This is a genomic window from Bacteroidales bacterium, from assembly GCA_031276035.1.
In the GTDB taxonomy this organism is placed as follows: Bacteria; Bacteroidota; Bacteroidia; order Bacteroidales; family BM520; genus RGIG7150.
This window is the reverse complement of the sequence record JAISNV010000001.1, coordinates 61,848-88,151: the sequence shown is the minus strand read 5'-3', so window position 1 is coordinate 88,151 and position 26,304 is coordinate 61,848. Positions and strand designations below refer to the sequence as shown.

The 26,304-nt window shown below is 33.5% G+C and carries 21 protein-coding genes and 1 tRNA gene; 15 read left to right on the top strand and 7 right to left on the bottom strand.

What is annotated here, in order from left to right:
• Positions 1 to 95 precede the first annotated feature (95 nt).
• The 3 genes from LBP67_00355 to rbfA are packed head-to-tail and all read right to left on the bottom strand — an operon-like array spanning position 96 to position 3,516.
• Positions 96 to 1,925 (bottom strand): ABC transporter ATP-binding protein/permease, encoded by a 1,830-nt coding sequence (locus tag LBP67_00355; protein ID MDR2083437.1) that lies wholly within the window; start codon positions 1,923 to 1,925, stop codon positions 96 to 98.
• A gap of 35 nt (positions 1,926 to 1,960) precedes the next feature.
• On the bottom strand, positions 1,961 to 3,181 hold the full coding sequence (locus LBP67_00350; protein ID MDR2083436.1) for an ABC transporter permease: 1,221 nt from the start codon (positions 3,179 to 3,181) through the stop codon (positions 1,961 to 1,963).
• The gene (gene rbfA / locus LBP67_00345) at positions 3,178 to 3,516 is read right to left on the bottom strand and encodes a 30S ribosome-binding factor RbfA (GenBank protein ID MDR2083435.1); all 339 of its coding nucleotides are present in this window, start codon (positions 3,514 to 3,516) and stop codon (positions 3,178 to 3,180) included. Before rbfA ends, LBP67_00350 begins: the two co-directional genes overlap by 4 nt.
• 148 nt (positions 3,517 to 3,664) lie before the next feature.
• Here rbfA and LBP67_00340 point away from each other — a divergent pair, with 148 nt between their 5' ends.
• From LBP67_00340 to LBP67_00300, 9 genes are all read left to right on the top strand, one after another.
• Positions 3,665 to 5,788 (top strand): peptidylprolyl isomerase, encoded by a 2,124-nt coding sequence (locus LBP67_00340; protein MDR2083434.1) that lies wholly within the window; start codon positions 3,665 to 3,667, stop codon positions 5,786 to 5,788.
• 206 nt (positions 5,789 to 5,994) lie between these two features.
• Entirely contained in the window at positions 5,995 to 6,801 is an 807-nt protein-coding gene (gene dapF / locus LBP67_00335) for a diaminopimelate epimerase (protein ID MDR2083433.1), read from the top strand.
• Positions 6,798 to 7,331 carry a GNAT family N-acetyltransferase gene (locus LBP67_00330; GenBank protein MDR2083432.1) on the top strand — a complete coding sequence of 178 codons (534 nt, stop codon included), beginning with the start codon at positions 6,798 to 6,800 and terminating at the stop codon, positions 7,329 to 7,331. The genes dapF and LBP67_00330 overlap by 4 nt, the downstream gene beginning before the upstream one ends.
• Entirely contained in the window at positions 7,315 to 8,361 is a 1,047-nt protein-coding gene (mltG, locus tag LBP67_00325; GenBank protein ID MDR2083431.1) for an endolytic transglycosylase MltG, read from the top strand. Before LBP67_00330 ends, mltG begins: the two co-directional genes overlap by 17 nt.
• 112 nt (positions 8,362 to 8,473) lie before the next feature.
• Positions 8,474 to 9,844 carry a trypsin-like peptidase domain-containing protein gene (locus LBP67_00320; protein ID MDR2083430.1) on the top strand — a complete coding sequence of 457 codons (1,371 nt, stop codon included), beginning with the start codon at positions 8,474 to 8,476 and terminating at the stop codon, positions 9,842 to 9,844.
• Between the two features lie 130 nt (positions 9,845 to 9,974).
• Positions 9,975 to 10,838: an RNA polymerase sigma factor RpoD/SigA gene (locus LBP67_00315; GenBank protein MDR2083429.1), complete on the top strand. Its 864-nt coding sequence runs from the start codon at positions 9,975 to 9,977 to the stop codon at positions 10,836 to 10,838.
• Between the two features lie 48 nt (positions 10,839 to 10,886).
• Positions 10,887 to 12,491: a CTP synthase gene (locus LBP67_00310; protein MDR2083428.1), complete on the top strand. Its 1,605-nt coding sequence runs from the start codon at positions 10,887 to 10,889 to the stop codon at positions 12,489 to 12,491.
• Positions 12,492 to 12,513: 22 nt separating this feature from the next.
• Positions 12,514 to 14,463, top strand: coding sequence for a membrane protein insertase YidC (gene yidC / locus LBP67_00305; GenBank protein MDR2083427.1), 1,950 nt, complete (start codon positions 12,514 to 12,516; stop codon positions 14,461 to 14,463).
• A gap of 55 nt (positions 14,464 to 14,518) precedes the next feature.
• A complete protein-coding gene (locus LBP67_00300) occupies positions 14,519 to 15,235 on the top strand; it encodes a DUF1573 domain-containing protein (GenBank protein ID MDR2083426.1) in 717 nt (238 codons plus the stop codon).
• A 99-nt stretch (positions 15,236 to 15,334) separates the two neighbouring features.
• On the opposite strand, the gene LBP67_00295 is transcribed toward LBP67_00300, so the two are convergent.
• The 3 genes from LBP67_00295 to LBP67_00285 all read right to left on the bottom strand — a co-directional run bounded on the left by LBP67_00295 (position 15,335) and on the right by LBP67_00285 (position 17,068).
• A tRNA-Pro gene (locus tag LBP67_00295) sits at positions 15,335 to 15,409 on the bottom strand.
• Between the two features lie 75 nt (positions 15,410 to 15,484).
• Entirely contained in the window at positions 15,485 to 16,249 is a 765-nt protein-coding gene (locus tag LBP67_00290) for a hypothetical protein (protein ID MDR2083425.1), read from the bottom strand.
• 60 nt (positions 16,250 to 16,309) lie between these two features.
• Complete coding sequence (locus LBP67_00285; GenBank protein ID MDR2083424.1) at positions 16,310 to 17,068, bottom strand: hypothetical protein; 759 nt, start codon at positions 17,066 to 17,068, stop codon at positions 16,310 to 16,312.
• A 368-nt stretch (positions 17,069 to 17,436) separates the two neighbouring features.
• On the opposite strand from LBP67_00285, the gene LBP67_00280 reads away from it, so the two are divergent.
• The 6 genes from LBP67_00280 (at position 17,437) to LBP67_00255 (ending at position 23,028) form a co-directional block, all read left to right on the top strand.
• Positions 17,437 to 18,699: a U32 family peptidase gene (locus LBP67_00280; GenBank protein MDR2083423.1), complete on the top strand. Its 1,263-nt coding sequence runs from the start codon at positions 17,437 to 17,439 to the stop codon at positions 18,697 to 18,699.
• 99 nt (positions 18,700 to 18,798) lie between these two features.
• Complete coding sequence (mce, locus tag LBP67_00275) at positions 18,799 to 19,209, top strand: methylmalonyl-CoA epimerase (GenBank protein ID MDR2083422.1); 411 nt, start codon at positions 18,799 to 18,801, stop codon at positions 19,207 to 19,209.
• A 23-nt stretch (positions 19,210 to 19,232) separates the two neighbouring features.
• A complete protein-coding gene (locus LBP67_00270; protein MDR2083421.1) occupies positions 19,233 to 20,792 on the top strand; it encodes an acyl-CoA carboxylase subunit beta in 1,560 nt (519 codons plus the stop codon).
• 11 nt (positions 20,793 to 20,803) lie between these two features.
• Positions 20,804 to 21,166 (top strand): OadG family protein, encoded by a 363-nt coding sequence (locus LBP67_00265; protein ID MDR2083420.1) that lies wholly within the window; start codon positions 20,804 to 20,806, stop codon positions 21,164 to 21,166.
• Positions 21,167 to 21,190: 24 nt separating this feature from the next.
• The gene (locus LBP67_00260) at positions 21,191 to 21,610 is read left to right on the top strand and encodes a biotin/lipoyl-binding protein (protein MDR2083419.1); all 420 of its coding nucleotides are present in this window, start codon (positions 21,191 to 21,193) and stop codon (positions 21,608 to 21,610) included.
• Positions 21,611 to 21,828: 218 nt separating this feature from the next.
• A complete protein-coding gene (locus tag LBP67_00255; GenBank protein MDR2083418.1) occupies positions 21,829 to 23,028 on the top strand; it encodes a sodium ion-translocating decarboxylase subunit beta in 1,200 nt (399 codons plus the stop codon).
• Between the two features lie 191 nt (positions 23,029 to 23,219).
• Here the strand turns inward: LBP67_00255 and LBP67_00250 are convergent, their stop codons facing one another.
• Positions 23,220 to 26,102 carry an insulinase family protein gene (locus tag LBP67_00250; protein MDR2083417.1) on the bottom strand — a complete coding sequence of 961 codons (2,883 nt, stop codon included), beginning with the start codon at positions 26,100 to 26,102 and terminating at the stop codon, positions 23,220 to 23,222.
• Between the last annotated feature and the right edge of the window lie 202 nt (positions 26,103 to 26,304).

Below are 26,304 nucleotides of genomic sequence, written 5' to 3'. Positions count from 1 at the left end.
ATTATTTGTTCACTTTTTCAATCTTGTCTTCCAGATTATACACCATTCTGCGTCACTTAATTCAGGAGAAGTAAAAACGAACATTCTTTTTTACCTTATATCGTCTGCATATCACACAACTTTTTGTATAATCCGTTAAGTGCATATAATTCTGCATGTGTGCCTTCTTCTGCAATTTCTCCTTTATCAAGAACAATGATTCTATCGCAATTAGTTATGGTTGAAAGTCTGTGTGCAACAATGATTGATGTTCGTGATTGCATAAGCAACTCCAATGCTTCTTGGACCGCTTTTTCCGATTCTGTGTCAAGAGATGAAGTGGCTTCGTCGAGTAATAGTATAGGCGGATTTTTCAGTAAAGCCCGTGCAATACTGATCCTTTGTCTTTGTCCTCCGGAAAGCTTAGTGCCGCGATCGCCGATAATCGTATCATAACCATTAGGTAGTTCCATGATAAAATCGTGAGCATTAGCAATTTTCGCAGCCCTGATAATATCATTAATATTATAATTGTCGATACCAAAAGCTATATTTCCCGCAACGGTATCATTAAACAATATTGTATCCTGATTTACTAATCCGAATAAATTCCTCAAATTATCAATATTTAAATCGGGAATAGGAATATTATCAACACAAATTACACCGGAAGTGCAGTCGTAAAAACGGGGAATCAAATTGATGATAGATGTTTTTCCTGCACCTGACGGGCCCACAATAGCAATTTTTTTACCTTTTTCAATAGTGAAGGAAATATGTTTTAAAATATAAGCCTCTTCATATTTAAAAGAAACATCAATAAATTGAATATTGTTATCGAAACTTAATTTTGAAATTGCATCCGGTTTTTCGGTAATAACTTCTTCTGCTCTTAAAATAGCATCAATACGATCAAGTGAAGCCGCCCCTTTTTTTATGTCATAATATGATTGAGTAATATTTTTTATCGGAGGCAAAAGTTGCGAAAAAATTGCAATATATACAATTAATACTGGTGCGGAAAGTGAGCCGCCGGATAGAATAAGTTTTCCTCCGAACCAAATTGCTAAAACAACAACACATACACCAAGAAATTCACTTAATGGGGTAGCAAGATTTCTAATTCTGTAAATCTTATTCATCAATTTAGTATATTTCTGGTTTTCCTTTTCAAAGCTGGTTTGTGCATGATCAATTGCGTTGAAAGCCTTAATGACTCTTAGTCCGTCGATGCTTTCCTCAATAGATGAAATTAAATTTCCTAAATGAATTTGTCCGGTGTTAGCTGTTCTTTTAAGTGAACGACTAATTTTCCCGATTATAAATCCGCTTACCGGTAAAAGAATAAAAGAAAACAGTGTCATTTTCGGACTAAGTATAAGAAGTGTGGTAACATATAGTATCAATGTTACAGGTTCTCTGACCAACATAACCAATGAACCCATGACCGAAACTTCTATTTCTTGAATATCTGAGGTAAGTCGTGTTATAATATCGCCTTTTTTCCTTTCAGAATAAAATGATAATGGCAGTATTAACATTTTATTATATAACTCGTTTCGCATCCTTTGAACAACGCCGTTTCTTACAGGAGCAGTAAAAAACGATTCTAAATATCTGAAAAGATTTTTCAGAAAGAATAATAGTATAATAATAAGTACAATATATAGAAGCGCTTTTTGTGAGCCTACATTATCAATCATTGAATTTGAGTAATAATAAAAATTATCTTTCAGTGCCTGAATATTAAAAATATTATTAAAATTAATTGGGGCAGGTGATGCCGTCTCTATTGTTTTCGTTTTAAATAAAATTTCAAAAACGGGGATGAAAAAAGCAAAAGAACATAAGGAAAAGATTACGGATAATATTGTAAAAACGAAAACTAGAACTATGTTTAATTTGTAAAACCCTAAATAGCGTAAGATTCTCTTAAAATTTGTCATTTCTATTAAATATAAGTTGCGAAGATATAAAAAATCTACTTTCGATTATAATTAATATTAATTTTTATTTTCATTACGGGGATTAATGATGTTATAATACTAATGACTAAAACGGTAATAAATACTAAAGCAAAATCGCCGAAAACCATTGTTACTGGATAACTGTCAATTATAAACGAGCCGCCGTTGCCGAATTTTATTAAGTGAAAATGTTGTTGTAATAAACATAAAATAAATCCTAAAAATAATCCGATAATCGCACCGCTAAGCGATAAAAGCATACTTTCGTAAAAGAAAATTTTCTTTATGGTTTTAGTACTTGCTCCCATGCTGTGTAAAATTGTAATGTCTTTTTCTTTATTTATAATTAGCATTGATAAAGAGCTGATTATGTTGAAAGCGGCAATTAAGATGATAAACGACAATATAATATATACGGCAGTTTTTTCGGAACGCATTACTTTGTAAAGCGTTTCTTGAAGTTCATAATGATTTTTTACATAGAAATTATCCCCGACGATTTGTGAAATTTGCTTTTGAATGTCTTTGTATTTTAATTCGTTGTCAATTAAAACTTCTACGGCGCTTATCTCATCTTTATAATTCAATAATTCTTGAGCTAATGATATCGGAATAAATAAATATTTGTCGTCAAGTTCTTTTTGAATTGAAAAAATAGCGCAAATAGGAATTGTCTTTGTGTTGAAAGCGTTTAGCGGATTAAGAAGGTTAGAAGCGCTTCTCTTGGGAATCATTATTGTTAATGGCTGCGGGAAATTATTTGTATGAATATTAAGGTAATATGCAATTCCATATCCGATGACGGCCTGATTATGACGAATCCCGCTTTCATCACCGAAAACAATAAAATCATACAATCTTCCGGAGTCAAAATAATTTTCGTCAACACCCTTAATAGTTGCAATTAATTGTTGTTTATCGTTTTTCAATAAAACATTTTCCTCAATAATTTTATTTACCGCAATAACATTAGGAAGGTTTTCAATTTTATTGAAATCTATATCGCTTATAGAAATTGTTTTTCCTTTTTTAGGAATGATTTTTATATCGGGATCAAAGGATGAATACATTGAAGTAATTAATCCTTCCAGACCGTTAAAAACGGAAAGAACGATTATAAGAGCTGCAGTAGAAATACAAATACCTATTACCGATACCCATGATATAATATTTATTACATTATGGGTTTTCTTAGATTTTAAGTATCTGAAACTTATGAACAGCGGGAGATTCATTCTTTAAGAAGCTTGTCAATATTATCAATATAATCCAAAGAATCATCTAAAAAATATGCTAATTCAGGTATGATTCTCAATTGTTTTCCAATGCGCGACCCAAGTAGGTATCTTATTTCTTTTGAATGTTCTTTTATTATATTTAAGATTTTTTGGTTACTTTCTTTGCCAAAAATACTGACATAAACTTTTGCTACAGATAAATCTTTAGAAATAATAACCTTTGTAACTGTCAGCATCATTCCGGGAAACCATTCAGGGGTTTGCTTTCTGAAAAGTTCTCCAAGTTCTTGTTGAATAAGCGATTGTACTCGCTGTTGTCTTATTGTTTCCATGCCGCAAAAATAGTAAAAATGTATTGAAAATCATTGAAAATACACTAAAGAAATTTTATTTTCAAAAAACTTTTCAAAAAAAGTTTGATACTTCATCAATAAGTTGTAAATTTGCAGCCTCAATTTTTTAATAAATTTTTTAGAAAAAATGGCAGCAATTGGAAAAATAAGAAAGTACTATGTGCTTTGCATGATAGTAATTGGTGTAGCTCTTTTAGCATTTATTATCGGAGATTTTAGTCGTGGTAATACAGACCCGTCTGAAAGAGCGGTAGGTATTGTTGATGGAGAAAAAATCTCATGGTATGATTTCGCTAAAGAAGTGGATGTTCAAACTAACATGAGAGCTAATAATACAGATCCGCAGACTCTTTCTGGCATGGCATTCTCTATTAGAGAAACAGTTTGGAATGAGATGGTTAAGGAAATCATTCTGGGCAAGCAGGCCGATTATCTCGGATTAACAGTAACTACAAAAGAATTGAACGACCTTGTCAGAGGTGCTAATCCACATCAATATATTGTGTCGAACTTCACAAATCCTCAAACAGGTACTTTGGATCACGAACAATTGGATTATTTCCTTTTGAATCTTAATAATCCTAATGTTATTCCTGCCGAAATAAAAAATAATTATCTCTATATTGAATCTCTTATCAAAAAAGAAACTTTAGAATCAAAATTCAACAACCTGATTTCTAAAGGTTTTTATGTTCCGTCCGCACTTGCATTGAAGGAGCATAATGATAAATTCACTAAATATGATGTTGAATTTGTTGCAAAGAGATACAGAGACCTTCCGGATTCATTATATACTGTTACACAAGCCGAACTTCAAAAGTATTATAGTGAACATAAGGAAGAATATAAAGTTGATGAAATTCGCGAAGTTGAATATATTGAATATCAAGTTGTACCTACAAGAGAAGACAGAGAAAGAACAGTAGAGGATGTTAATAAATTGTTTCAACAATTTGAGACTACAACAGACGTTAGATCTTTCTTGACTTTTGAATCGGAAACTCCTTATAGCGATTTATGGCTAAAATCTGATGAAATTAGTCCTAATATGCTTGCAAGACTTAACGGTTTAAGCGAAGGTGATTTTGTTGCTCCGTTTGAAGAGGACGGACAATTATTGTTTGCTAAAGTTGAAGGAATCCAAAGTCGTGCGGATTCTCTTAAAGCTTCACATATTTTGTTATCATACCAAGGAGCATATAATGCTGCCGAAAGTATTACCCGCACAAAAGCAGAAGCCGAATCGGAAGCTAAAAGATTATTAGGATTAATAAAAGCTTCTCCAAGCCAATTCGGAGTTCTTGCTAAAGAATTTTCGGATGATCCGTCTAATTCCGGTAACAATGGTGAATTAGGTTGGTTTACAGATGGAATGATGGTTCCTGAGTTTAATGAATTTGTTGTCGAAAATAAAGTCGGAACTATTGATGTAGTTGAAACGGTTTTCGGTTACCATATTGTGAAGATAGAAGATAAAGCAGCATTTACACCGAAATATAAATTAGCATTATTTTCACGTTCAATAATTCCAAGTACAAATACACATACAGCTGCTTATTTTATGATGAGTGATTTTGCCGCTAATGTGAAGAATTATGACGATATGATTGCTGTAGCAAGAGAAAAAGGTTTAAATGTTAAGCCAACCAATTTTACAAAAAACTCAAGCGGTTTGCCGGCTGTTCAAAACTCACGTGAAGTAGTTAGATGGGCTTTTGATAAAAATACTAAAGTTGGAGCCGTATCCAAAATTTTCGAGTATGATGGTAATCTTTATGTAGCTTCTTTAAAATCTGTTAATAATGAAGGATATAGATCACTTGCTCAAATGGAAAGTGAAATCAAAGCATTAGTGATAAGAGATAAAAAAGCAGAAAATCTTTTGAAAGAACTGAACGATATAAAAGCAACATCAAACAATATTAATGATATTGCTAATAAGTTGAGTACAACAGTTGCAAATGCGGAAATAACAAATAATATTTCTAATATTCCTGCTTACGGAGTTGAACCATATGTTATTGGTGCAATGTTTGCTGCTCCCGTGAATCAATTAACAGGTGCAATTAAAGGTGAACAAGCGGTTTATATCTTCACAAAGACTTTGAAAGAAAATCCGCAGGAAAAAACGGATTTTGCTGCAGATCAACGCAGGTTAGAATCTCAAACCACATCACGTCTTACAAGAAATGCACTTAAGGGCATTCAAGATAATGTTAAGATAGTTAATAATACCTTAGATTTTTATTAATAGTTGACGGGTATAAAATAACTGAAGAGCGAAAGTTGGTTTGCCGGCTTTCGCTCTTTTAGTTTATGAATTAAAATTTAAATTCCAATTCACTATTGGGGAGAGGAACTTGGTAACAAATCAATGAAGATTCGTTATAGTATAAAAACATAAATTTTCTACATTATTAATAATTTCATACCTTTGTAAAATCAAAAAGTTTATAAATGAAGTTTTTTAAATATCAATGTTGCGGTAATGATTTTATTATTACCGAAATTCATATCAGTGATGCTAATCTTATACATAAGTTATGTGACAGGCGTTTTGGTATCGGTGCGGACGGATTAATATTCATAAAACCGGAACATGAAGAAGGGTTTAAAATATTTTTTTATAATTCGGACGGATCAACAGATACATTCTGCGGTAACGGTAGTTTATGTGCGGTTGATTATGCCGTCAGGTTTTTAAATATCGAAATAAATTCATTCATTGCATCCGACGGAAATCATTCTTTTGAAAAAAATAATGATGGGTCATTTAGAATCTCTTTGAGCAATACCGACAGTCCGTATGAAATTTTTCTGAATAGTGCCGATAAAAAGGTTGCTGCCGCTGAGAATATTTCCAAAGGTTTTTTTTGTAATACAGGTAGTCCGCATTTCGTTATTTTTGTTAACGATGTTAATAAAATTGATGTAGTAACTTTGGGAAAATATTTCAGAAATAATATTAATAAAATAGAAGGCGGATCTAATGTCGATTTTGTGACGATAAAAGAAGATGAAATATTACAAATCAGAACTTTCGAAAGAGGTGTTGAGGATGAAACCTTCAGTTGCGGAACAGGCTCTGTAGCTGCTGCAATAACATATTCCGAGATATTCAATAATGATATAAATAATGTTGTTGTGAACAACAATGGCGGTCAACATATCGTTTCCTTTAATAGAGAAAACTATGTGTATGAGAATATCAAACTTCAGGCAAGACCCGAATTTGTTTTTAAAGGCGAAATAGATTTGTTATGATTGGGAAATATGTATATCTAAGAGCTTTGGAACCATCCGATTTAAATATTCTTTATGATTGGGAGAATAATATCGAGTTGTGGAAACACGGTGTCACTTTAATGCCTTATTCTAAAGATACTCTTTCGCAATTCATAAATCAATCAATGAATTACGATATATACACTTCAAAACAACTTAGACTAATTGTTTGTAAGAAAGATGATGATATCCCGATTGGTTGTATCGACCTTAGCGATTTCGAACCTTTACATAGAAGAGCGGCGGTTGGCATAATGATTGTTAAGGAAGAAAGAAATAAGGGTTTTGCTAAAGATGCTCTTGAGATTATAATAAATTATACATTCAATATTTTAAACCTTAGACAATTGTATTGTAATATTGAAGTTGATAACACAATAAGTATAGAATTATTTACAAAATTGAACTTTACTAAGTGTGCCGAGAAAAAAGATTGGTTAATGATAGAAAATTCATGGAAAAATGAATTAACATTTCAACTAATAAATAATTATGACGAAACAAGATAAAAAATCAGTACTTGGAATTATTATAATTGTTGTAATAACACTAATTCCTCTCGGATATCATTTTGCAACAAAACATGTAAATAGTCCAAATGTTGATCTTAGAGGTGCAGAGCAATATTCACTTTATATTCGTGATACAACAAATTTTGATCAAATTGTGGAAAAATTAGTTTCGGATACTGTTTTGATTAACCCGAAAAAATTTATAAAACACGCGGAGAAAGAAAATTATATTGATAATATTAAACCGGGAAGATATGTTATTAAGGATGGTATGACTGATAAAGAGTTAATTCACAAGCTGAAACTTGGTGAGCAAACTCCTGTAAGGGTTGTTTTTAATAGTACTCGAAATATACAGACACTTGCTTCAAGAGTTGCAACGCAAATTGCGGCGGATTCGGCTTCTTTAGTTGATACATATTTTGATGAAGAGTTTCTGAAAACTTTAGAAATGAATTCTAATAATGCTTATTTGATGTTAATACCCAATACTTATGAATTTTACTGGAATACAGATGCTCAATCTTTTTGGAAAAGAATGAAAAAAGAAAGTGACAAATTCTGGAATGATAAGCGTAAAGGTCTGGCAGACAGTATTAATTTTACGCTTGAAGAAGTAGTTATACTTGCTTCAATTGTAGAGCGTGAAACTAATGTGAATGACGAAAAGGCTACAATTGCAGGTGTTTATGTAAACAGACTGAATAACAGACAAAAACTACAGGCTGATCCTACTTTGGTTTATTTGCTCGAAAATCAGAATGTAAGGCGTGTTTTGAACAGGCACAAGCAGATAGACTCACCTTATAATACATATAAACATGTAGGATTACCGCCGGGACCTATTTGGATTCCTTCAATAAGTTCTATAGATGCAGTACTTAACTACGAAGATCACGACTATATTTTCTTCTGTGCATCTCATGATTTTTCGGGAAGACACCTTTTTGCGAAAACATACAAACAACATAAAGAAAACGCACGCAAATTTCAAAAAGCATTAGACGAAAGGGAGATATACAGATAAAAAGTTGCTCCGTTAATAATTTATAATTGCCGGCCATTTTGGCAGTTGATAATCCGCTTTGGTATATTTGTTGATATACACATAAATCTGAATTATATTAAATATTAGCATTATGAAGAAAAATTTTTTACCACTGCTTATATTAGCAGTTGCATTTGCTGTTATACCCCCGAAAACAATGAATGCCCAATTAGGAAATGTCGATTTTGTTGAAGCTTCCGAAAAAAGTACTCAGGCGGTTGTACATATTAAAACCGAATTTGCACGTAAAAATAATCTTTACGATTATTATTTTGATCTTAGAGATTTATTTAATTATCCTAATAGAGGATCTGCACCGGTTATTGCCACTGGCTCCGGTGTAATAATTTCACAGGATGGTTATGTTGTTACAAATAATCATGTTGTACAAGATGCTATAAAGGTGGAAATAACTTTAAATGACAAGAGGTCCTATATTGCTGAAATTATTGGAACAGACCCGTCTACAGATTTGGCCTTGCTAAAGATTGATGATACGCGTTTGCCTTATCTTACTTTCGGCGATTCCGATAAAGTTAAGGTAGGAGAATGGGTGCTTGCAGTTGGTAATCCTCTTAATTTAACTTCTACTGTTACTGCCGGTATTGTTTCTGCAAAAGCAAGAAATATTAATATTTTACCAAATACACAAACAGCTTCTGCTGTGGAAGCATTTATTCAAACGGATGCGGCCCTCAATTCCGGAAACAGCGGAGGAGCTTTGGTTAATACCAAGGGCGAACTTATTGGTATCAACACTGCGATTGCAAGCGGAACAGGTTATTTTGCCGGTTACTCCTTTGCAATTCCGGTTAACATTGTGAAAAAAGTTGTTGAGGATTTGAAAGATTACGGAAAAGTTCAAAGAGCTTTGCTCGGAGTTAAAATAGGGGATATTAACAGTTCATTTGCAAGTCAAGAAAATTTACATGTATTACAAGGTGTATATGTGAGCGAGGTTACTGATACCGGAAATGCTAAATCGGCAGGTATTAAAAAAGGTGATGTGATAGTTGCTATTGATGATAAAGGTGTTTCTTCTACTTCCGAATTGATGGAAAAAGTTAGTCAATACCGACCCGGCCAAACTGTCAGAGTTACAGTCGATAGACAAGGTAAGGAAATGAAATTTAATGTGCTTCTTGCCGGTGAAAACGGAGTGTCTAAGAAGACGGAATTAACGGCGGATTATAATAAATTGTTGGGTGCGGAAATAAAAAATGCAACAAAAAACGATTTGACAAAATATAATTCCACAAATGGCGTTATTATTTCTAAGGTGCAAGATGGCATCCTTAAATCTGCCGGAATAAAAGATGGTTTTTTGATTACTAAAGTTGATCATGCCAGTGTTAGAAATGTAGATCATCTTATTGAAATACTGTCTAATAAAAAAGGCGGAGTCTTGGTTGAAGGCAGATATCCTAACGGCGTTAAAGCTTATTACGGTTTCGGTATGTAATTTTTGCATACAAAACATATTTTAAATTTTGGTTTTCGACATGCAATTTTTGTGTGTCGAAAACCGTTATTATTTTTGCTTGAATAAATTTAGTATTAACAAATAATAAATTATGTAAAGGAAATTTACAATGCGACAATTAAAAATTTCAAAATCTATTACTAATCGAGAAGTTGCAGCTCTCGATAAATATCTTTCTGATATTAGTAAAGAACAACTTATCACTCCGGAAGAGGAAGTCGAACTTGCACAAAAAATCAAAACAGGCGACGACAAAGCTCTCGAAAGATTGGTGAATGCTAATCTTAGATTCGTTGTTTCGGTTGCTAAACAATATCAAAATCAAGGACTTAGTTTGCCTGACCTTATAAATGAAGGAAATGTAGGCTTGATAAAAGCAGCAAGAAAATTTGATGAAACAAGAGGTTTTAAATTCATTTCTTACGCTGTTTGGTGGATTCGTCAATCTATTTTACAAGCTCTTGCCGAGCAATCAAGAATTGTGCGTTTACCTTTGAATCAAGTTGGTACAATAAGCAAAATCAAGAAAGAATATTCTCGATTAGAACAAAGTTTGCAAAGAGTTCCTTCTGCGGCTGAAATAGCAGACAGTTTGGATCTTCCAGATAATAAAGTTGATTCCGCTTTCAGGATGAATCTTAAAACCGTATCGGTTGATGCCCCTTTGCCGAATGAAGAAGGAAATTGTCTTTTAGATGTTTTGAACAGTAATTCGAACCCTGATCCGGATGCATTACTTATGGATGAATCTTTGTCGTTGGAAATTCAGAGATCTTTATCTCTTCTTAATGATAAGGAAAGAGAAATACTTATGCTTCACTTCGGAATCGGTATAGGATATAGCCTGACTTTAGAGGAAATAGGTACAAAATATGGCCTTACCCGCGAAAGAGTTAGACAGATCAAAGAAAAAGCACTTAGAAGATTAAGATCAAATCTTAGATGTAATAATCTGAAGCCGTTTTTAGGTTAAACTTAGTTTTTTTACTACCTTTGTCGTTTGTGTTTTATTGATAAAAAAATGAATCAAACTAAGTATGTTTTTGTAACCGGCGGAGTTGCTTCTTCTTTAGGAAAAGGGATTATTTCCGCTTCATTAGGTAACCTCTTGAAAGCAAGAGGTTTTAAAGTTGCTATCCAAAAACTTGATCCATATATTAATGTTGATCCGGGAACGATGAACCCTTATGAACACGGGGAATGTTATGTTACTGAAGATGGTGCGGAAACAGACCTCGATTTAGGTCATTACGAAAGATTTCTCAATGAACCGACTTCAATGCGTAATAATGTTACAACTGGTAAAATTTATAAAACTGTAATTGAAAAGGAAAGACGCGGAGATTTTCTTGGAAAGACGGTTCAGGTTATACCTCATATAACCGATGAAATTCAGTATTGGATTAAAACATTGGCTAAAACCGGTAATTACGATTTCGTGATTACGGAAATAGGCGGCACTGTTGGTGATATTGAGTCTTTACCATATATAGAGGCAGTTAGACAGATGAAATGGGAACTCGGCGATCGCTGTGTTTCTATTCATCTGACTTTGGTACCTTATTTAAAAGCTGCCGGCGAACTGAAAACGAAACCTACGCAACACTCCGTAAAAACTTTGCTGGAACAAGGACTTCAACCTGATATAATTGTTTGTAGAACGGAACATGATTTGGATGATTCCATCAGAAGGAAAATCGCCTTGTTTTGTAATGTTTCGCAATCTGCTGTTATTCAGTCGATAGATGCTGATACCATTTATCGTGTACCCTTGCATATGCGTAAAGAAGGACTTGATGTTGAGGTTCTCAAGAAAACCAAATGCGATAATTTTAAGGAGCCGGATATGAAAGAATGGGAAAATTTTCTCAATGAATTGGATAATCCGAAGCACGAAGTAAATGTTGCATTAGTAGGTAAATATACTGAGCTTAAAGATGCTTATAAATCTATACTTGAGGCATTTACGCATGCCGGTGCTGTTCAGTATTGTAAAGTTAATGTTCATCGTATCAGCTCGGAAATGATTGAAGACGGAAATGTTGAAGATTTTTTATCCGAAATGGATGCTGTACTTGTTGCTCCCGGTTTTGGCGAGCGTGGCATTGAAGGAAAAATAAAGGCAATCAAATATGTCCGTGAGAATAATATTCCATTTCTGGGAATTTGTCTCGGTATGCAATGTGCTGTTGTTGAATTTGCAAGAAATGTTATAGGCTTGAAAAATGCGCATTCAACGGAAATTAATCCGAACACAAAATTTCCTGTCATTGATATGATGGAAGCGCAGAAAAAAATTGCCGGACTCGGCGGTACAATGCGTTTGGGTAATTATGATTGTCATTTAATTGAAGATACTCGTGCTCATTCTGTTTATAATGCTGATGATATAAAAGAAAGACATAGGCACAGATACGAGTTTAATAATGAATATATGGATAGCTTTTTCGAAAAAGGTATGATTTTTTCCGGAGTTAATGAAAAAGATAACTTGATGGAAATAATTGAATTACCAAACCATCCATGGTTTATAGGTGTACAATTTCATCCCGAATATAAGAGTACTGTTTTAAATCCTCATCCGCTTTTTGTCGGATTTATCAAAGCAGCTATCGAAAATAAATAATAATATAATTTGAATAGATTAGATGAGTAAAAATAATATAATAGGGTTGATCGTAATTTTTGTACTGATAGCTCTTTATTCATGGTGGAACTATAAACCTCTTACGGAAGAAGAGAAATTTGCCCAGGAACAGCGTCGCGATTCGATAATGAAAGCACAACTCAGAGCAGATTCAATCAGAATTTTCCAAGAAATACAGGAAGAAATCATTAAATCAAGTAATGATCATTTACCGGCAAATGTAACAGTTGAAGAAAAGAATGCAATTTTAAATGATAAATTTGGTGTTTTTGCAAGTTTTGTAACTGGAAAAGAAGAGTTTTATACGATTGAAACAGATAAATTAAAATTGATTTTTTCTAACCTCGGAGGTAAACTCTATTCGGTTCAATTAAAAGAATTTCAAACTTACGATTCATTGCCGTTAATATTATTTGAAGGAAGCTCAAATAAATTCGGCATTAATTTTTTCTCAAATAATAGATTAATTGAAACCGAAAAGTTGTATTTTACACCGTCTGAAAACAAATCGGAAATTATTGTTAATGATGAAAGTGGTTACGACTTTAATTTTAGAGTATATCCTTTAATTAATGATTCTGTTGATTACCGCCGATATATAGAATATTCTTATCATGTTCCTTATGATGATTATATGATAGATGTAAGTCTTAATATAGTTGGAATGAAGGATTATGTTTCATCTCATCATGGATTTGTAGATTTCTTGTGGTCGATTGATATGAGGCAACAAGAAAAGTCGAAGGAGAGCCGTTTGAACGGAACAAATATCTATTATAAATTTACCGGAGATAAGGATGTAAATAATATTACGGAGAATAAGGACGGAAGTAAGAAATTACCGGTAAAAACCGAATGGGTTTCATTTAAACAACAATTCTTTACATCATCATTAATTGCAAAAAATGATGATGCCTTTGTTTCCGGAGAAATAACTTCTGAAGTTGATAAAAATAAAGCCAATAACATTTCGCGATATATTAAAACCATGAAAGCCGAGATGGTTATTCCTTATTCGGGTGATCCTTCGGAATCTTTCGATATGTCGATGTATTTTGGTCCTAATAAATTTAAGGAGCTGAAAAAATACGGAATACAACTCGAAGATCAGATTAATCTTGGTAATTTCTTTCTGGTAAGATGGATAAATAGATATGGAGTTCTAACAGTCTTTAATTTCTTGGAACAATTTAACTGGAATTACGGATTGATTATTTTGGTTTTAACATTATTGTTGAAATTGATTCTATTCCCGATTACATATAAATCATATTTGAATGGCGCAAAGATGCGGGCAGTTAAACCTGAGATGGACGCAATTAACGAAAAATATCCTAATCAGGAAGATGCAATGAAGAAACAACAGGAAACGATGGCTATGTATAAGAAATTTGGTATTAGTCCGATGGCCGGTTGTTTGCCTCAACTTTTACAGTTTCCGATATTGATTGCGATGTTCCGCTTTTTCCCCGTATCTTTTGAGTTAAGACAGCAACCTTTTCTTTGGGCAGACGACTTATCAACTTATGATTCTATTCTTGATTTGCCGTTTAATATTCCATTCTACGGCGACCATGTAAGTTTGTTTACACTTCTAATGACAATATCTACAATAATTTATACGAGAATAAATAATAAAACAATGGGACAGGCTAATCAGCCCGGAATGAAGTTTATGCTTTATGCTATGCCCATTTTATTCCTTGGAATTTTTAATTCTTATTCAGCCGGATTGAGTTATTATTATTTATTGACAAATTTAATTACTTTTGCACAAATGTTTATAATAGGTAAGATTGTTCCTCCGGAAAAATTAAGAGAAAAAATGTTACTTAAAGCTGCAAGTAATAAAGCTAAACCTAAGAAAAAATCAAGTTGGCAGAAGAAACTTGAAGACCTGCAAAAGTCGCAACAAGCTCAAGCACGTGAAAATGCCAAAAGAAAAAAATAGTAAAGAATTATAGTTTATAAAGAGGATAAGTAAAAATATAAAAAGTTAATTAATTATGAAAAAATTCATTGCATTAATTTGTTTAGCAGTAATTTGCTTAACAAGTTTCGGACAAAATAAAGGTCCAAAAATAGAATTTGAAAGTACCAATCACAACTTTGGTGAAATATTAGTCGGTGCAAAAGATGTTACTCATGATTTTGTATTTACAAATACCGGAGATGAACCATTAATGATAACTAATGCAAAAGCTACGTGCGGATGTACTGTTCCTAAATGGACAAAAACTCCGATTATGCCGGGTGAAACAGGTGTGGTATCCGTAACATATACTTCTACAAGAGCAGCTACTACTAATCCTTTCGGTAAAACCGTAACAATAACAACAAACGGAACTCCAGACAAAGTAGGTCTCACTATAAAAGGTCATGTTGTTAGCGAACTTACGAAGTTTTCCGAAGGAGTAATTGAGAAGAGTGTTGTTGATTTAGGCGACTTTAAAAATAATCGTGTTTATGACAGAAATCTTATTGTCCGCAATAACGGAACGATAGATTTGATTCTCACAAATGTTGTTGTCGACAATGAAAATGTTACTGCAATACTTCCCGAAAGTCCGATCGGTCCAAACTCAACAGGTGAGGTTATATTGAGAATTAACACAAAAGGTTTAGCTGATAAGAATGAAGAAGTTGAAATTAATGTTACAATTTCCACCGATTCTGAAAAAACTCCGGCTATCAAAGCTATTGTGAAAGGAATAAGAAAGTAATAATCATTAAGTCGAATTTTACTGATTGACAATGTAAATATTCAGATTTTCGAATAATAAAAAAAGGTGTTCATTAAGAACACCTTTTTTTATTTGTTGTCGGAGTGGCGAGACTCGAACTCGCGACCTCTTGACCCCCAGTCAAGCACGCTAAACCAACTGCGCCACACCCCGAACTTTTGGGATTGCAAAGGTAGTTAATTTAGTTGGAATTTGAAAGTTGATAGTTAATTTTTTTAAATTTTCAACTTAGAAAGACACAATCAAAGATGCGCCGACGGGCATAACAAAATTGTTACCAATGGTTAAGTAATCAATGTAAGGAGCAAGTTCAATATTAATAGCTGTCATATTGCGAATATCTCTTGTGTACATATTTTTAATTTTAGCAACCTTAACGGCGTCAATTATACTGCAAATATCAATTGCTGCACAGCCAATTAATCCACAGGTAAATATCACAAGCCCTGCTGGGTTAAGAAATGCCGCTGTTATTGCCATTCCTGTGACCGAAACTGCAAAGCATCCGACAGTGCCGCCAAGATATGCAAAACCTCTTCCTACTTCGCCGCAAAGCATTTGTCCCAAACCGGGAATAAAATACGAACAAACACCTGCTATTGCAGGATTATAGGGGTCAGAGTAATGACTGACATAAAGGCTTGGTTGATATAAACCTTTATATTCATTATATAGCATATTTGGATTTATCCCTTCAGGCGCTTTATGGGAAGAAGCGGCAAATGGATCATAGTATGAGTAAGGAGTTTGAGCTTGTTGTACAAAAATCTGTTTCTCTCCGTCTTCATATCTAATCATTATTATGTCTGAAGTTGAGATTGTGTAAATGGGACCGTTCATATAGCCGTATTTTTTGTATTTGACTTCGGCTCTGCTGGTTTCCAATATAACCGCTTGAATATCCTCTCCGTTTAACTTTGTTATTATGTCTTGTGAGAAACAGATTGTAGATACGAAAACTGTTAATGATAGAAGTAGAAATAAATTTTTCATATAAATCAATTATTATAAAATCCGAAGGTCGAATTTAAAATTCGACCTTCGGAGCATAAATTAAAACGATACAATCATTGAAACACCAACCGGCACAATAATGTTGTTGCCTACAGCCATATAATCAATATAAGGAGCAAGTTCTATATTAAATGCCGACATATCACGCAAATCTCTTGCATACATATTTTTGATTTTTGCAACTCTAACACCGTCAACAATGCTGCAAATACCTACTGCCGTAGCTCCTAAACCACCTCCAATGAACATAATAAGTCCGCCAGGACTGCCATAACCAACGAGCATTGCTGAGCCAATTCCTGCAATAATGCCACAACCTATAGTCCCGCCAAGGTATGCAAAACCTCTTCCTACTTCACCACAGATCATTTGTCCCAGACCGGGAATAAAGAATGAACACAAACCCATAATAGGAGGATTATACGGATCAGTATAATGTCTTATATACATACTAGGTTGATATAAGTCTTTGTATTCTTTATATAACATATTTGGTCTGATACCTTGTGGCGTTTCATGGCTTGGGTATATAGTAGTACTTGTTGTTACAACCTCTTTTTTTGTGGAAAAAACCTCATTCGAGCCATTCTCATATCTAATCATTAAAATTTCAGAAGTAGGTATTGAGTATATGGGCCCATCCTGATTGTCGAATTTCTTGTATTTAACTTCATTGGAACCAATTTCCACTACCTTGGCTTGAATGTCTTCACCGTTTTGTTTTGTAATTACATCTTGAGCATAACATAATGTTACTCCGAAAATTGTTAGAAATAATAATAAGCTTAATTTTCTCATAATAAATAAATTTTAGTTTTAACCTACTCTTATGGCTTTTCGGTTAATTACGCCCCGATTTTATTTTTATATGGTTTCCGGTTTCCATTTATCTTTAACAAAAAATTATTAAAAAAATATTTGCAAATTTATACTTTTTTGCAGAAAAATAAAAGAACTGATTAAAAATAAAAGATGAAAAAATAAAAATGTATTATTTAATATTTAGATGTTATGATAAAAACTTCATGGATATGCTTATGACAGTGAAGTAATGATGATTTTAAACTCCCGGATTTGGAACTCATAATTACAAAATAACCTCAATTCTTAACTTTAATTATTAATTCTTCCGTACCTTTGCAATCTGAAATTGTTTTTCTTTATTTATGATTAATAACAAAATTGAAATAATGTCGCCGGTTGGTTCATTTGAGGCTTTAGCTGCTGCAATTCAGGCTGGTGCGGGTTCTATCTATTTTGGTGTAGATAAACTTAACATGCGGGCAAGAGCCTCTGCACAAAACTTTACAATTCTGGATTTAAAAGCTATTTCGGAAATATGTATTGCTAATAATGTAAAATCATATCTGGCGCTTAATATCGTAATTTACGATGAAGAATTAGAAGAAGCTTATTCAATCATAGATGCGGCAAAAGAAAATAATATTTCTGCAATTATCGCTTCTGATTTGGCGATTATCAGATATGCCCGCAAGGTAGGTGTGGAAGTACATATTTCAACTCAATGCAATGTATCCAATTTCGAAGCAGTGAAATTTTACTCCGAATTCGCTGATGTAATAGTTCTTGCGCGAGAACTTAATATCAAGCAAATAAAAAGTATTTGCGATAAAATAAAAGAAGAAAATATTTGCGGACCATCCGGGAAACTATTACAAATGGAATTATTTGTGCATGGGGCTCTTTGTATGTCAATTTCCGGGAAATGCTACTTGAGTTTAGATACTTACGGAAGTGAAGCTTCGGCTAATCGCGGTAGTTGTTATCAGTTGTGCCGCCGACAATATACTGTTTATGATAAAGACAGAGAAATAGAAATGGATATTGATGGCGAGTATATTATGTCGCCAAAGGATCTTAAAACAATAGAATTTCTTGATCAAATCTTGTCTGCCGGAGTCACTGTTTTAAAAATTGAAGGAAGGGGTAGGGGGCCGGAATATGTTAAAATTGTCACCCAATGCTATAAGGAAGCAGTTGAATCATATTTCGAAAATACTTTTAATCAAACAAAAATTAATGACTGGAATGAGAGATTAAGTACAGTGTTCAATAGAGGTTTTTGTTCCGGTTATTATTTGGGAAAAGATTTTATTGAATGGACAGAATTATATGGGAACAGAGCAACTAAAGTGAAGAAATATATTGGTTCGGTAACAAATTATTTTACTAAGTTGAAAGTGGTGGAACTTACTTTAGATGCGGATGACCTTTCGGTGGGAGATGAAATTATGATTATCGGCCCTACAACTGGTGTGGAACAATTTATTGTTAAAGAATTATATTTTGATAATAAACCTGTTGATAAAGTTACAAAAGGTGAAGCCTGTTCAATATTCTATCCCATTTACTTAAGACGTTCCGATAAGATTTTCAAGTTAATAAAGCCAAGTGAAATTGATTCCTAAGATTTATTCGAAAGGTTTAAAAAAAAACAAAAAAAAGAATATGTTATTGTTATAAAAACCTTACCTTTGCAGAATAAATTGAAAAAATAAGTTATTATCATGAAACTCAATCACATAGAGCATATCGGGATTGCCGTTAAAAGCATTGAAGAAAGCTTGCCTTATTATGAAAATATTTTAGGTTTGAAATGTTATAATATTGAAGTTGTAGCAGACCAAAAAGTAAAAACTGCTTTTTTCAAACTGGGTCAAACTAAAATAGAATTGCTTGAACCGACAGATGAGGAAAGTACAATAGCTAAATTCATCGAAAAAAGAGGCGAAGGTATTCATCATATAGCATATAGCGTTGATAATGTTAAGGCTGCCTTAGAAGAATTGAAAGATAAAGATGTTAAGCTTATTGATGCCGACCCTCGCAATGGCGCCGAAGGTTTACGTATTGCTTTTTTGCATCCGAAGGCTACCGGCGGTGTCTTAACCGAATTGTGTGAAAATCCGAATAAGTAATTGATCAAACAACAACTATAGATATGACCAATCAAGAGAAATTAAACCAACTTATTGAGCTAAGACAAAAGGCTCAACTTGGCGGCGGAGAAGACCGCATTGAAGCTCAACATGCAAAAGGAAAAATGACTGCAAGAGAGCGTATTCTGATGCTTCTTGATGAAGGAAGTTTTGAAGAATATGACATGTTCGTAACTCACAGATGTACTAACTTCGGATTGGAAAAACAACTCATTCTGGGTGATGGAGTTGTTACCGGAAGAGGTACTATCGACGGGAGAATCGTATATGTTTTCTCTCAGGATTTTACTGTAATGGGTGGCAGTTTATCTGAAACTTTTGCTCAAAAAATTTGCAAGATTATGGATCAAGCCTTAAAGGTAGGTGCTCCTATTATCGGAATTAACGATAGCGGCGGTGCACGTATCCAAGAAGGTGTTACCAGTTTGGCAGGTTATGCCGAAATTTTCCAGAGAAATATTATGGCGTCAGGTGTAGTACCTCAAATATCGGCTATTTTCGGTCCTTGTGCCGGCGGAGCAGTATATTCACCCGCTCTTACAGACTTTGTTATCATGAGTGAGAAAAACTCTTACATGTTTGTTACCGGTCCGAAAGTTACAAAAACCGTTACCGGAGAAGATATTACAACTGAAGATCTTGGCGGCGCTACTGTACACGCAAGTAAATCAGGCGTAGCTCACTTTAAAGTTACAGACGAGGAAGAAGGTTTAATGCTCATCAGAAAGTTGATGGAATTCGTCCCTAATAATAATATGGAGGATCCGATACTTACTCCTTGTGATGACCCAATTGATCGTTTGGAAGATTCATTGAACGGAATTATTCCGGATAATCCGAATCAACCTTATGATGTTCTTGATGTAATTCACGCGGTAATTGATAATGGCGACTTCCTGGAAGTTCATGAAAATTATGCGAAAAACATGGTAGTAGGTTTTGCAAAATTCAACGGTATGCCCGTTGGTATTGTTGCAAATCAACCGAAATATCTTGCAGGAGTATTAGATATTGGAGCATCTCGCAAAGGTGCCCGTTTTGTTCGTTTCTGTGATGCTTTCAACATACCTATAGTCACTTTTGTTGATGTTCCCGGTTTCTTACCGGGTTCCGGACAAGAGTATGGCGGCATAATTATTCACGGAGCGAAATTATTATTTGCTTTTGGCGAAGCTACAGTGCCTAAGGTTACTATTACTCTAAGAAAATCTTATGGCGGTGCCCATGATGTTATGAGTTGCAAACAACTTCGTGCCGATGCTAATTATGCTTGGCCGTCTGCAGAAATTGCGGTTATGGGAGCTAAAGGAGCTATCGAAGTTCTTGAAGCTAAAGCTTTAAAAAGTATTACTGATCCTGTCGAAAAAGAAAAATTCTTTAAAGAAAAAGAAGCGGAATATCAGGATATGTTTGCCAATCCTTATCAAGCAGCTATGTACGGTTATATTGACGATGTTATTGAACCTCGTAATACCCGTTTTAGAATTATCAGAGCTTTATGTACGCTTTCAACTAAGAAAGATTCTATGCCGCCGAAAAAACATTCTAATTTACCATTATAAAAATTTGTATTATGAATATTTTAGCAATAACTTGGGATTGGTCGGCATTTGATTCTTTAGCTATAACAATTGGACTTGTAGGGATTATTGTTGTGTTCGTAGCTTTATTGTTTTTATCTTTTATTTATATGCTTATTCCTAAAATTTTGAATATCAAATCTAAAAGAAAAATCAAAAAAGAAGATTCTGATGTTGTTAAAGAAAATGTTGATGCAAGCGGAGAAGCCTGTGCAGCTATTTCGGCAGCATTGCATATGTATTTTAATGATCTTCACGATGTTGAAAGCAATGTTTTAACTATTAATACCCAAGAGGTTAAGCGACAATCACCTTGGTCCGATAAGCATCAATTCCTTAATCAAAAAATAAATTAGTTTTAAATAAATATAAAATAAAATATGAAAGCATATAACTTTATTATAAATGGTAATAAATATCATGTTGAAATTCAGAAGCATGAAGATAAAGATATTACTTTGGAAGTAAACGGAATGCCTTATGTAGTTACTACCGAAAAAACAGCTACAGTAAAAACTGCACCAAAATCATTTGTTCGTAAAGAAACAAATGCTCCAAGTAATACAGGTAGCTCTCCATCAGGTACAGCTCAAATTATCAAAGCACCTTTGCCTGGAAATATTATCAGCATTCTTGTAAGAGAAGGCGATACTGTTACAAAAGGCCAGAAACTCTTGGTTTATGAGGCCATGAAAATGGAGAATGACGTTTTAGCCGAAGGAAATGGTACTGTTGCGAGAATTCATGTCAATATTGGCGACTCTGTATTACAAGGAGCTAATTTAATTGATATTAGATAGTTGAACCCTTTTATTTGATTAATATGAGAAATAAACTTAAACAAACGTCTCCTATAAGACGAGCCTGTACAATGGTTTTTCTGATTATTGTTGTACTTTTCGGATCGGCTTTTGTAACAGGAAATAATAATGTAAGTGAAAAGGTTAATACGGAAATTATACAGTCTGAAGGTGAACAAACTCAAGGTGTTGCTATTGGAACACAGAGTGATAAATCAATGACTGCCGTTGAAGGAATAAAAGAATTTATCAAATTTTCGGGCTTTGCAAATTGTACATGGAGGCATCTTGTTATGATTTGTATAGGATTGTTATTTATTTTCCTGGCAATCAGATTTGAGTACGAACCTTTGCTTTTAGTGCCAATAGGAGTCGGTATCATTATAGGTAATATACCTTTCCTTGAGGGGGCCGGATTGCAAGTCGGTATCTATGAAGAGGGTAGTGTTTTAAATTATCTTTATTTCGGAGTAACAAAAGGTATTTATCCCCCTCTTGTTTTTCTGGGAATTGGTGCAATGACAGACTTCTCGTCATTAATTTCCAATCCAAAATTGATGCTTTTGGGAGCCGCAGCGCAAGTTGGTATATTTATTACTTTCTGGAGTGCTTTAATGCTTGGCTTTGCACCTCCTGAAGCAGCTGCTATCGGTATTATCGGTGGTGCTGACGGACCAACCGCGATATTCATGTCGTCAATGTTGGCCAACGGACAAAAGATGATGCATACAGGAGCCTTTGCAGGTCAAACCGTACAAAATTTAATCGGGCCGATTGCTATAGCCGCATATTCATATATGGCTTTGGTGCCAGTTATTCAACCACCTGTAATGAAGCTTCTTACAACAAAAAAAGAGCGCAGAATACGCATGAAACCACCAAGAGTTGTTTCTAAAACCGAAAAGATATTGTTCCCTATCATAGGTTTAATCCTTACTTGTTTTATTGCTCCGAGTGCTTTGCCTCTTTTGGGAATGCTTTTCTTCGGTAATCTCCTTAAAGAAAGCGGCGTAACAAAACGTTTAGCAAACACCGCAAGTAATGCTCTTATTGATATTGTAACGATTATCCTTGGTATGACGGTTGGTGCATCTACTCAGGCCACTGTATTTCTTACGGATAAGTCTATGATGATATTTGTATTGGGAGCGCTTTCATTTATTATTGCTTCTGCATGCGGAATTCTTTTTGCTAAATTGATGAATTTGTTCCTTAAAGAAGGAAATAAGATTAACCCTTTAATTGGTTCGGCAGGGGTTTCTGCTGTTCCGGATAGTGCTCGTGTTTCTCAAGTAGAAGGTTTAAAAGCAGATCCTTCAAACCATTTGTTAATGCACGCCATGGCACCTAACGTAGCCGGAGTTATTGGCTCGGCGGTAGCTGCAGGTATCATGCTCAGTTTCTTACTGAATTTTTAAATTTAAGTTTTACAATAAAAAAAGGTGTCTCAATTTTTGGGACACCTTTTTTGTTTAGATAGTTTAAGAAGTTTTGAATTGAATATATTATAGCGATGATAAAAATTAATATCAACTTTACAATAATGTCAAATTAATACTACATTCTATAAATTTTTGTATTTTGATATTTTTCGATTTTTATATACTTATTACTCACAAAAAATATCACTCATCTTTACTTTATTCACTTTTCCGAATTTACTCAAATCATTTTTCTTAAACCTCTTGCTATTTCCGGATAAAGAAATTATTACAGGTTTATTTTTAATAGCTTCATCGTAAAAATCCAAAACATCATTAAATTCAACGCTTTCAATGACTTTAATCATTTCTGCCCGCGGGTCTTCATCATATTTTTCCAATCTCCATAAATAAACCTGATAAGGAAGTGTCCTGAAGTCAATATAATTGGATCTTTCTACGGCAAGTAAAGATTCTTTTGCAGTATTATACTTGTCTTCCTTTTTGGGAATATCAACAATTAAAGAGTGCATCGCATCAATACCTTCAATTGTCTTGTCCGATTGAGTTCCCAGATATCCATATAAATAGCTCGGTTTTCTATTCATAATATCATAAAGATATCTTGAATAAGCAGAATAACCTAAAGAACGAAACTCGCGTATTTCCTGGAAAACAATTGAGTACATATCGCCGCCGAAATATTGGTTAAAACATTTACTTAATATCTTGTTTCTATCTTGTGTATTCATTTGTAATCCGGGTACAAAAAAATGGATATTACTTTGCAGGAATTTTTTACCGTGAACATAATATACCGCATCTTCCGTTACATTTTTTTCAATAGGGATAGATTCTCCCGGATATTTTTTGTAACCTTCCTCACGAATGAAATTATTCTTCTTAAGAATGTTATAAATTGTTTCAGGGTTGATATTTCCCGAGTAGGTAACAAATCCTACATAATCAAATATTTCACGAACATAATTAATTAATTCTTCACCAGTATATTTTTCTATTTCGGAAGAAGTAGGCATTCTTAAGTATTCGGAATCATCACCGAATAAAGCATAATTATATACTGCATCAGCGCAACTTGAAGCATCTCTTTTCATCAATCTGATATTTACCTGATGATTTTCGAGCAATACACTCAATGTTTTCTCATCATTACCTGTATTAAAAAACTTCTGATTACATAGCTCCATTATTTCTTCAAAATCTTTGTCAAAACCGGTGATATTAATATATGATCTGTCTAATTCGGTATGTAGATTTATTGAAGCGCCTAAAAGTTGTAATTTAATATGGAAATCTTGGAATTTAGAGTCTTCGGTTCCCTGAAGATTAACATACTCAGCTGCATTGCTGAGGTGTTTGTTATAATAATTGCCGTAATTATAGTATATTTTCATTGTGAAAATATCATTATATGGATTTTTTGTGGAATAAACCTTATAAGCTCTATTGGTTTCGTTAATATTAACGTCTGAATTAAAATCAATTACTTGAGGAATTATAGGCTCAACAGTTTCATTGTCAATCATCTTTGCAAAATCCGATTGAGCATCGGTATTCTTAATTTCAATAGGTTTCCAATCGGGTTTATCTATTTTATCCTTATCGGCGCTTCCCATCTTTGAACGATAAAGTAGATAATCATCGCCGAAATATTTATTTGCAACCTTTTCTATATCGTCTTTTGTAAGGGCTTTTATTTTATCAAGATCTGTATAATAATCTTTCCAACTTTTGCCATTCATCTGATAGCCAAGAATCATATTGAACGTATTTGCATAACCTTCAACTTTTCTAATTTCAGATGTTATCTTTTCCATTTTTACAGCCTGAAATAGATCATCGTTGAAATTACCGGTTTTCAATGAGTCTATACAGTTGAAAATAAGAGCTTCGGCTTCCTGATGTGATTGCCCCAAAATTTTAGGAATATACATAAAGGCAAAAACACCATGTTGTTTCATTGCTAAAGGAATAGGCATTGCAATTAGCAGTTCGTAATTTAGACTCAACTGATCCAATAATCCGGTGCTTGTACTATTGCTTAGTATCTCAGACATGATATCTATAGCCAGATTATCATCATGATTAACAGGTACTGTATTAAACCCGATGATACCCAATTTAATTGGAGTTTGTCGTTTTTCAACAATAGTTGCTCCTGTAAATGTCGGTAATTTATATTCAGGAAAATCCGGGATCTGGCCAAAGTGCAGCTCTCCAAATGTTTCTTCAATTAATTGCATAGTAGGTTCAAATTCAAGATCACCGACTAAAATTAAGGTCATGTTATTAGTAACATAATATGTATTAAAAAATTTCTGCATTTTAGAAATTTGAGGATTTTTTAAATGTTCCGTATAGCCTATAACCGGTCTGCCGTAAGGATGTTCACCGAAAGTTTCCTTTAAAATATCTTCCATAAAAATGCTGATAGGATTATCTTGATACATATTTTTCTCTTCGTAAACAGTCTCAAGTTCAGATTGAAATAGTCTGAATACAGGAGTTCTAAAACGTTCGGCATATACTTCCAGCCATTTATGAAGTTGGTTTGAAGGAAATGAATTTAGGTAAACAGTATTTTCCAAACCGGTGAAAGCATTAATACCCTTACCACCCATCTTACTCAAAATAGCATCTGTTTCATTAGGAATAGCGTATTGTGCGGCTTTCTGACTCAATTCATTTATTTTTAACTGAATCTTATTTCGTTCTTTCTTGTTATTGGTATCATGAAGTCTATCATAATAATAACTGATACTATCAAGATAAATTTTTTCTTCTTCCCAATTTAATGTACCAATTTTATTGGTTCCTTTAAACATTATGTGTTCAAAATAATGGGCCATTCCGGTAGCATCTGCAGGGTCGTTTATGCTGCCCACATTAATACTTACGGCACCATAAATTTCAGGTTTTTCGGTATCCCTGCATAGAATTACTTTTAACCCGTTTTTCAATTGATAATTTTTTGCATCAATGTATTTCTGTTGAGAAAATGAAATTAATGGAAATACAACAGCTGAGAGAATTAATAATAATCGTTTCATGTTTTTATGTTTAATTTTTAATTATTTAACTTACAATTTATCTGACGAACATTTTAATAACGGTTACAAATTTATATATGCAAAAATAGTAATAAATTTATTCACTTATTTGTTAAAATTTAATCTAAGGTTGCGTTTTCAATAATATAAAATATAAACAAAAATAGCAGATTGTCGATAATCTGCTATTTTTAATTTTTAT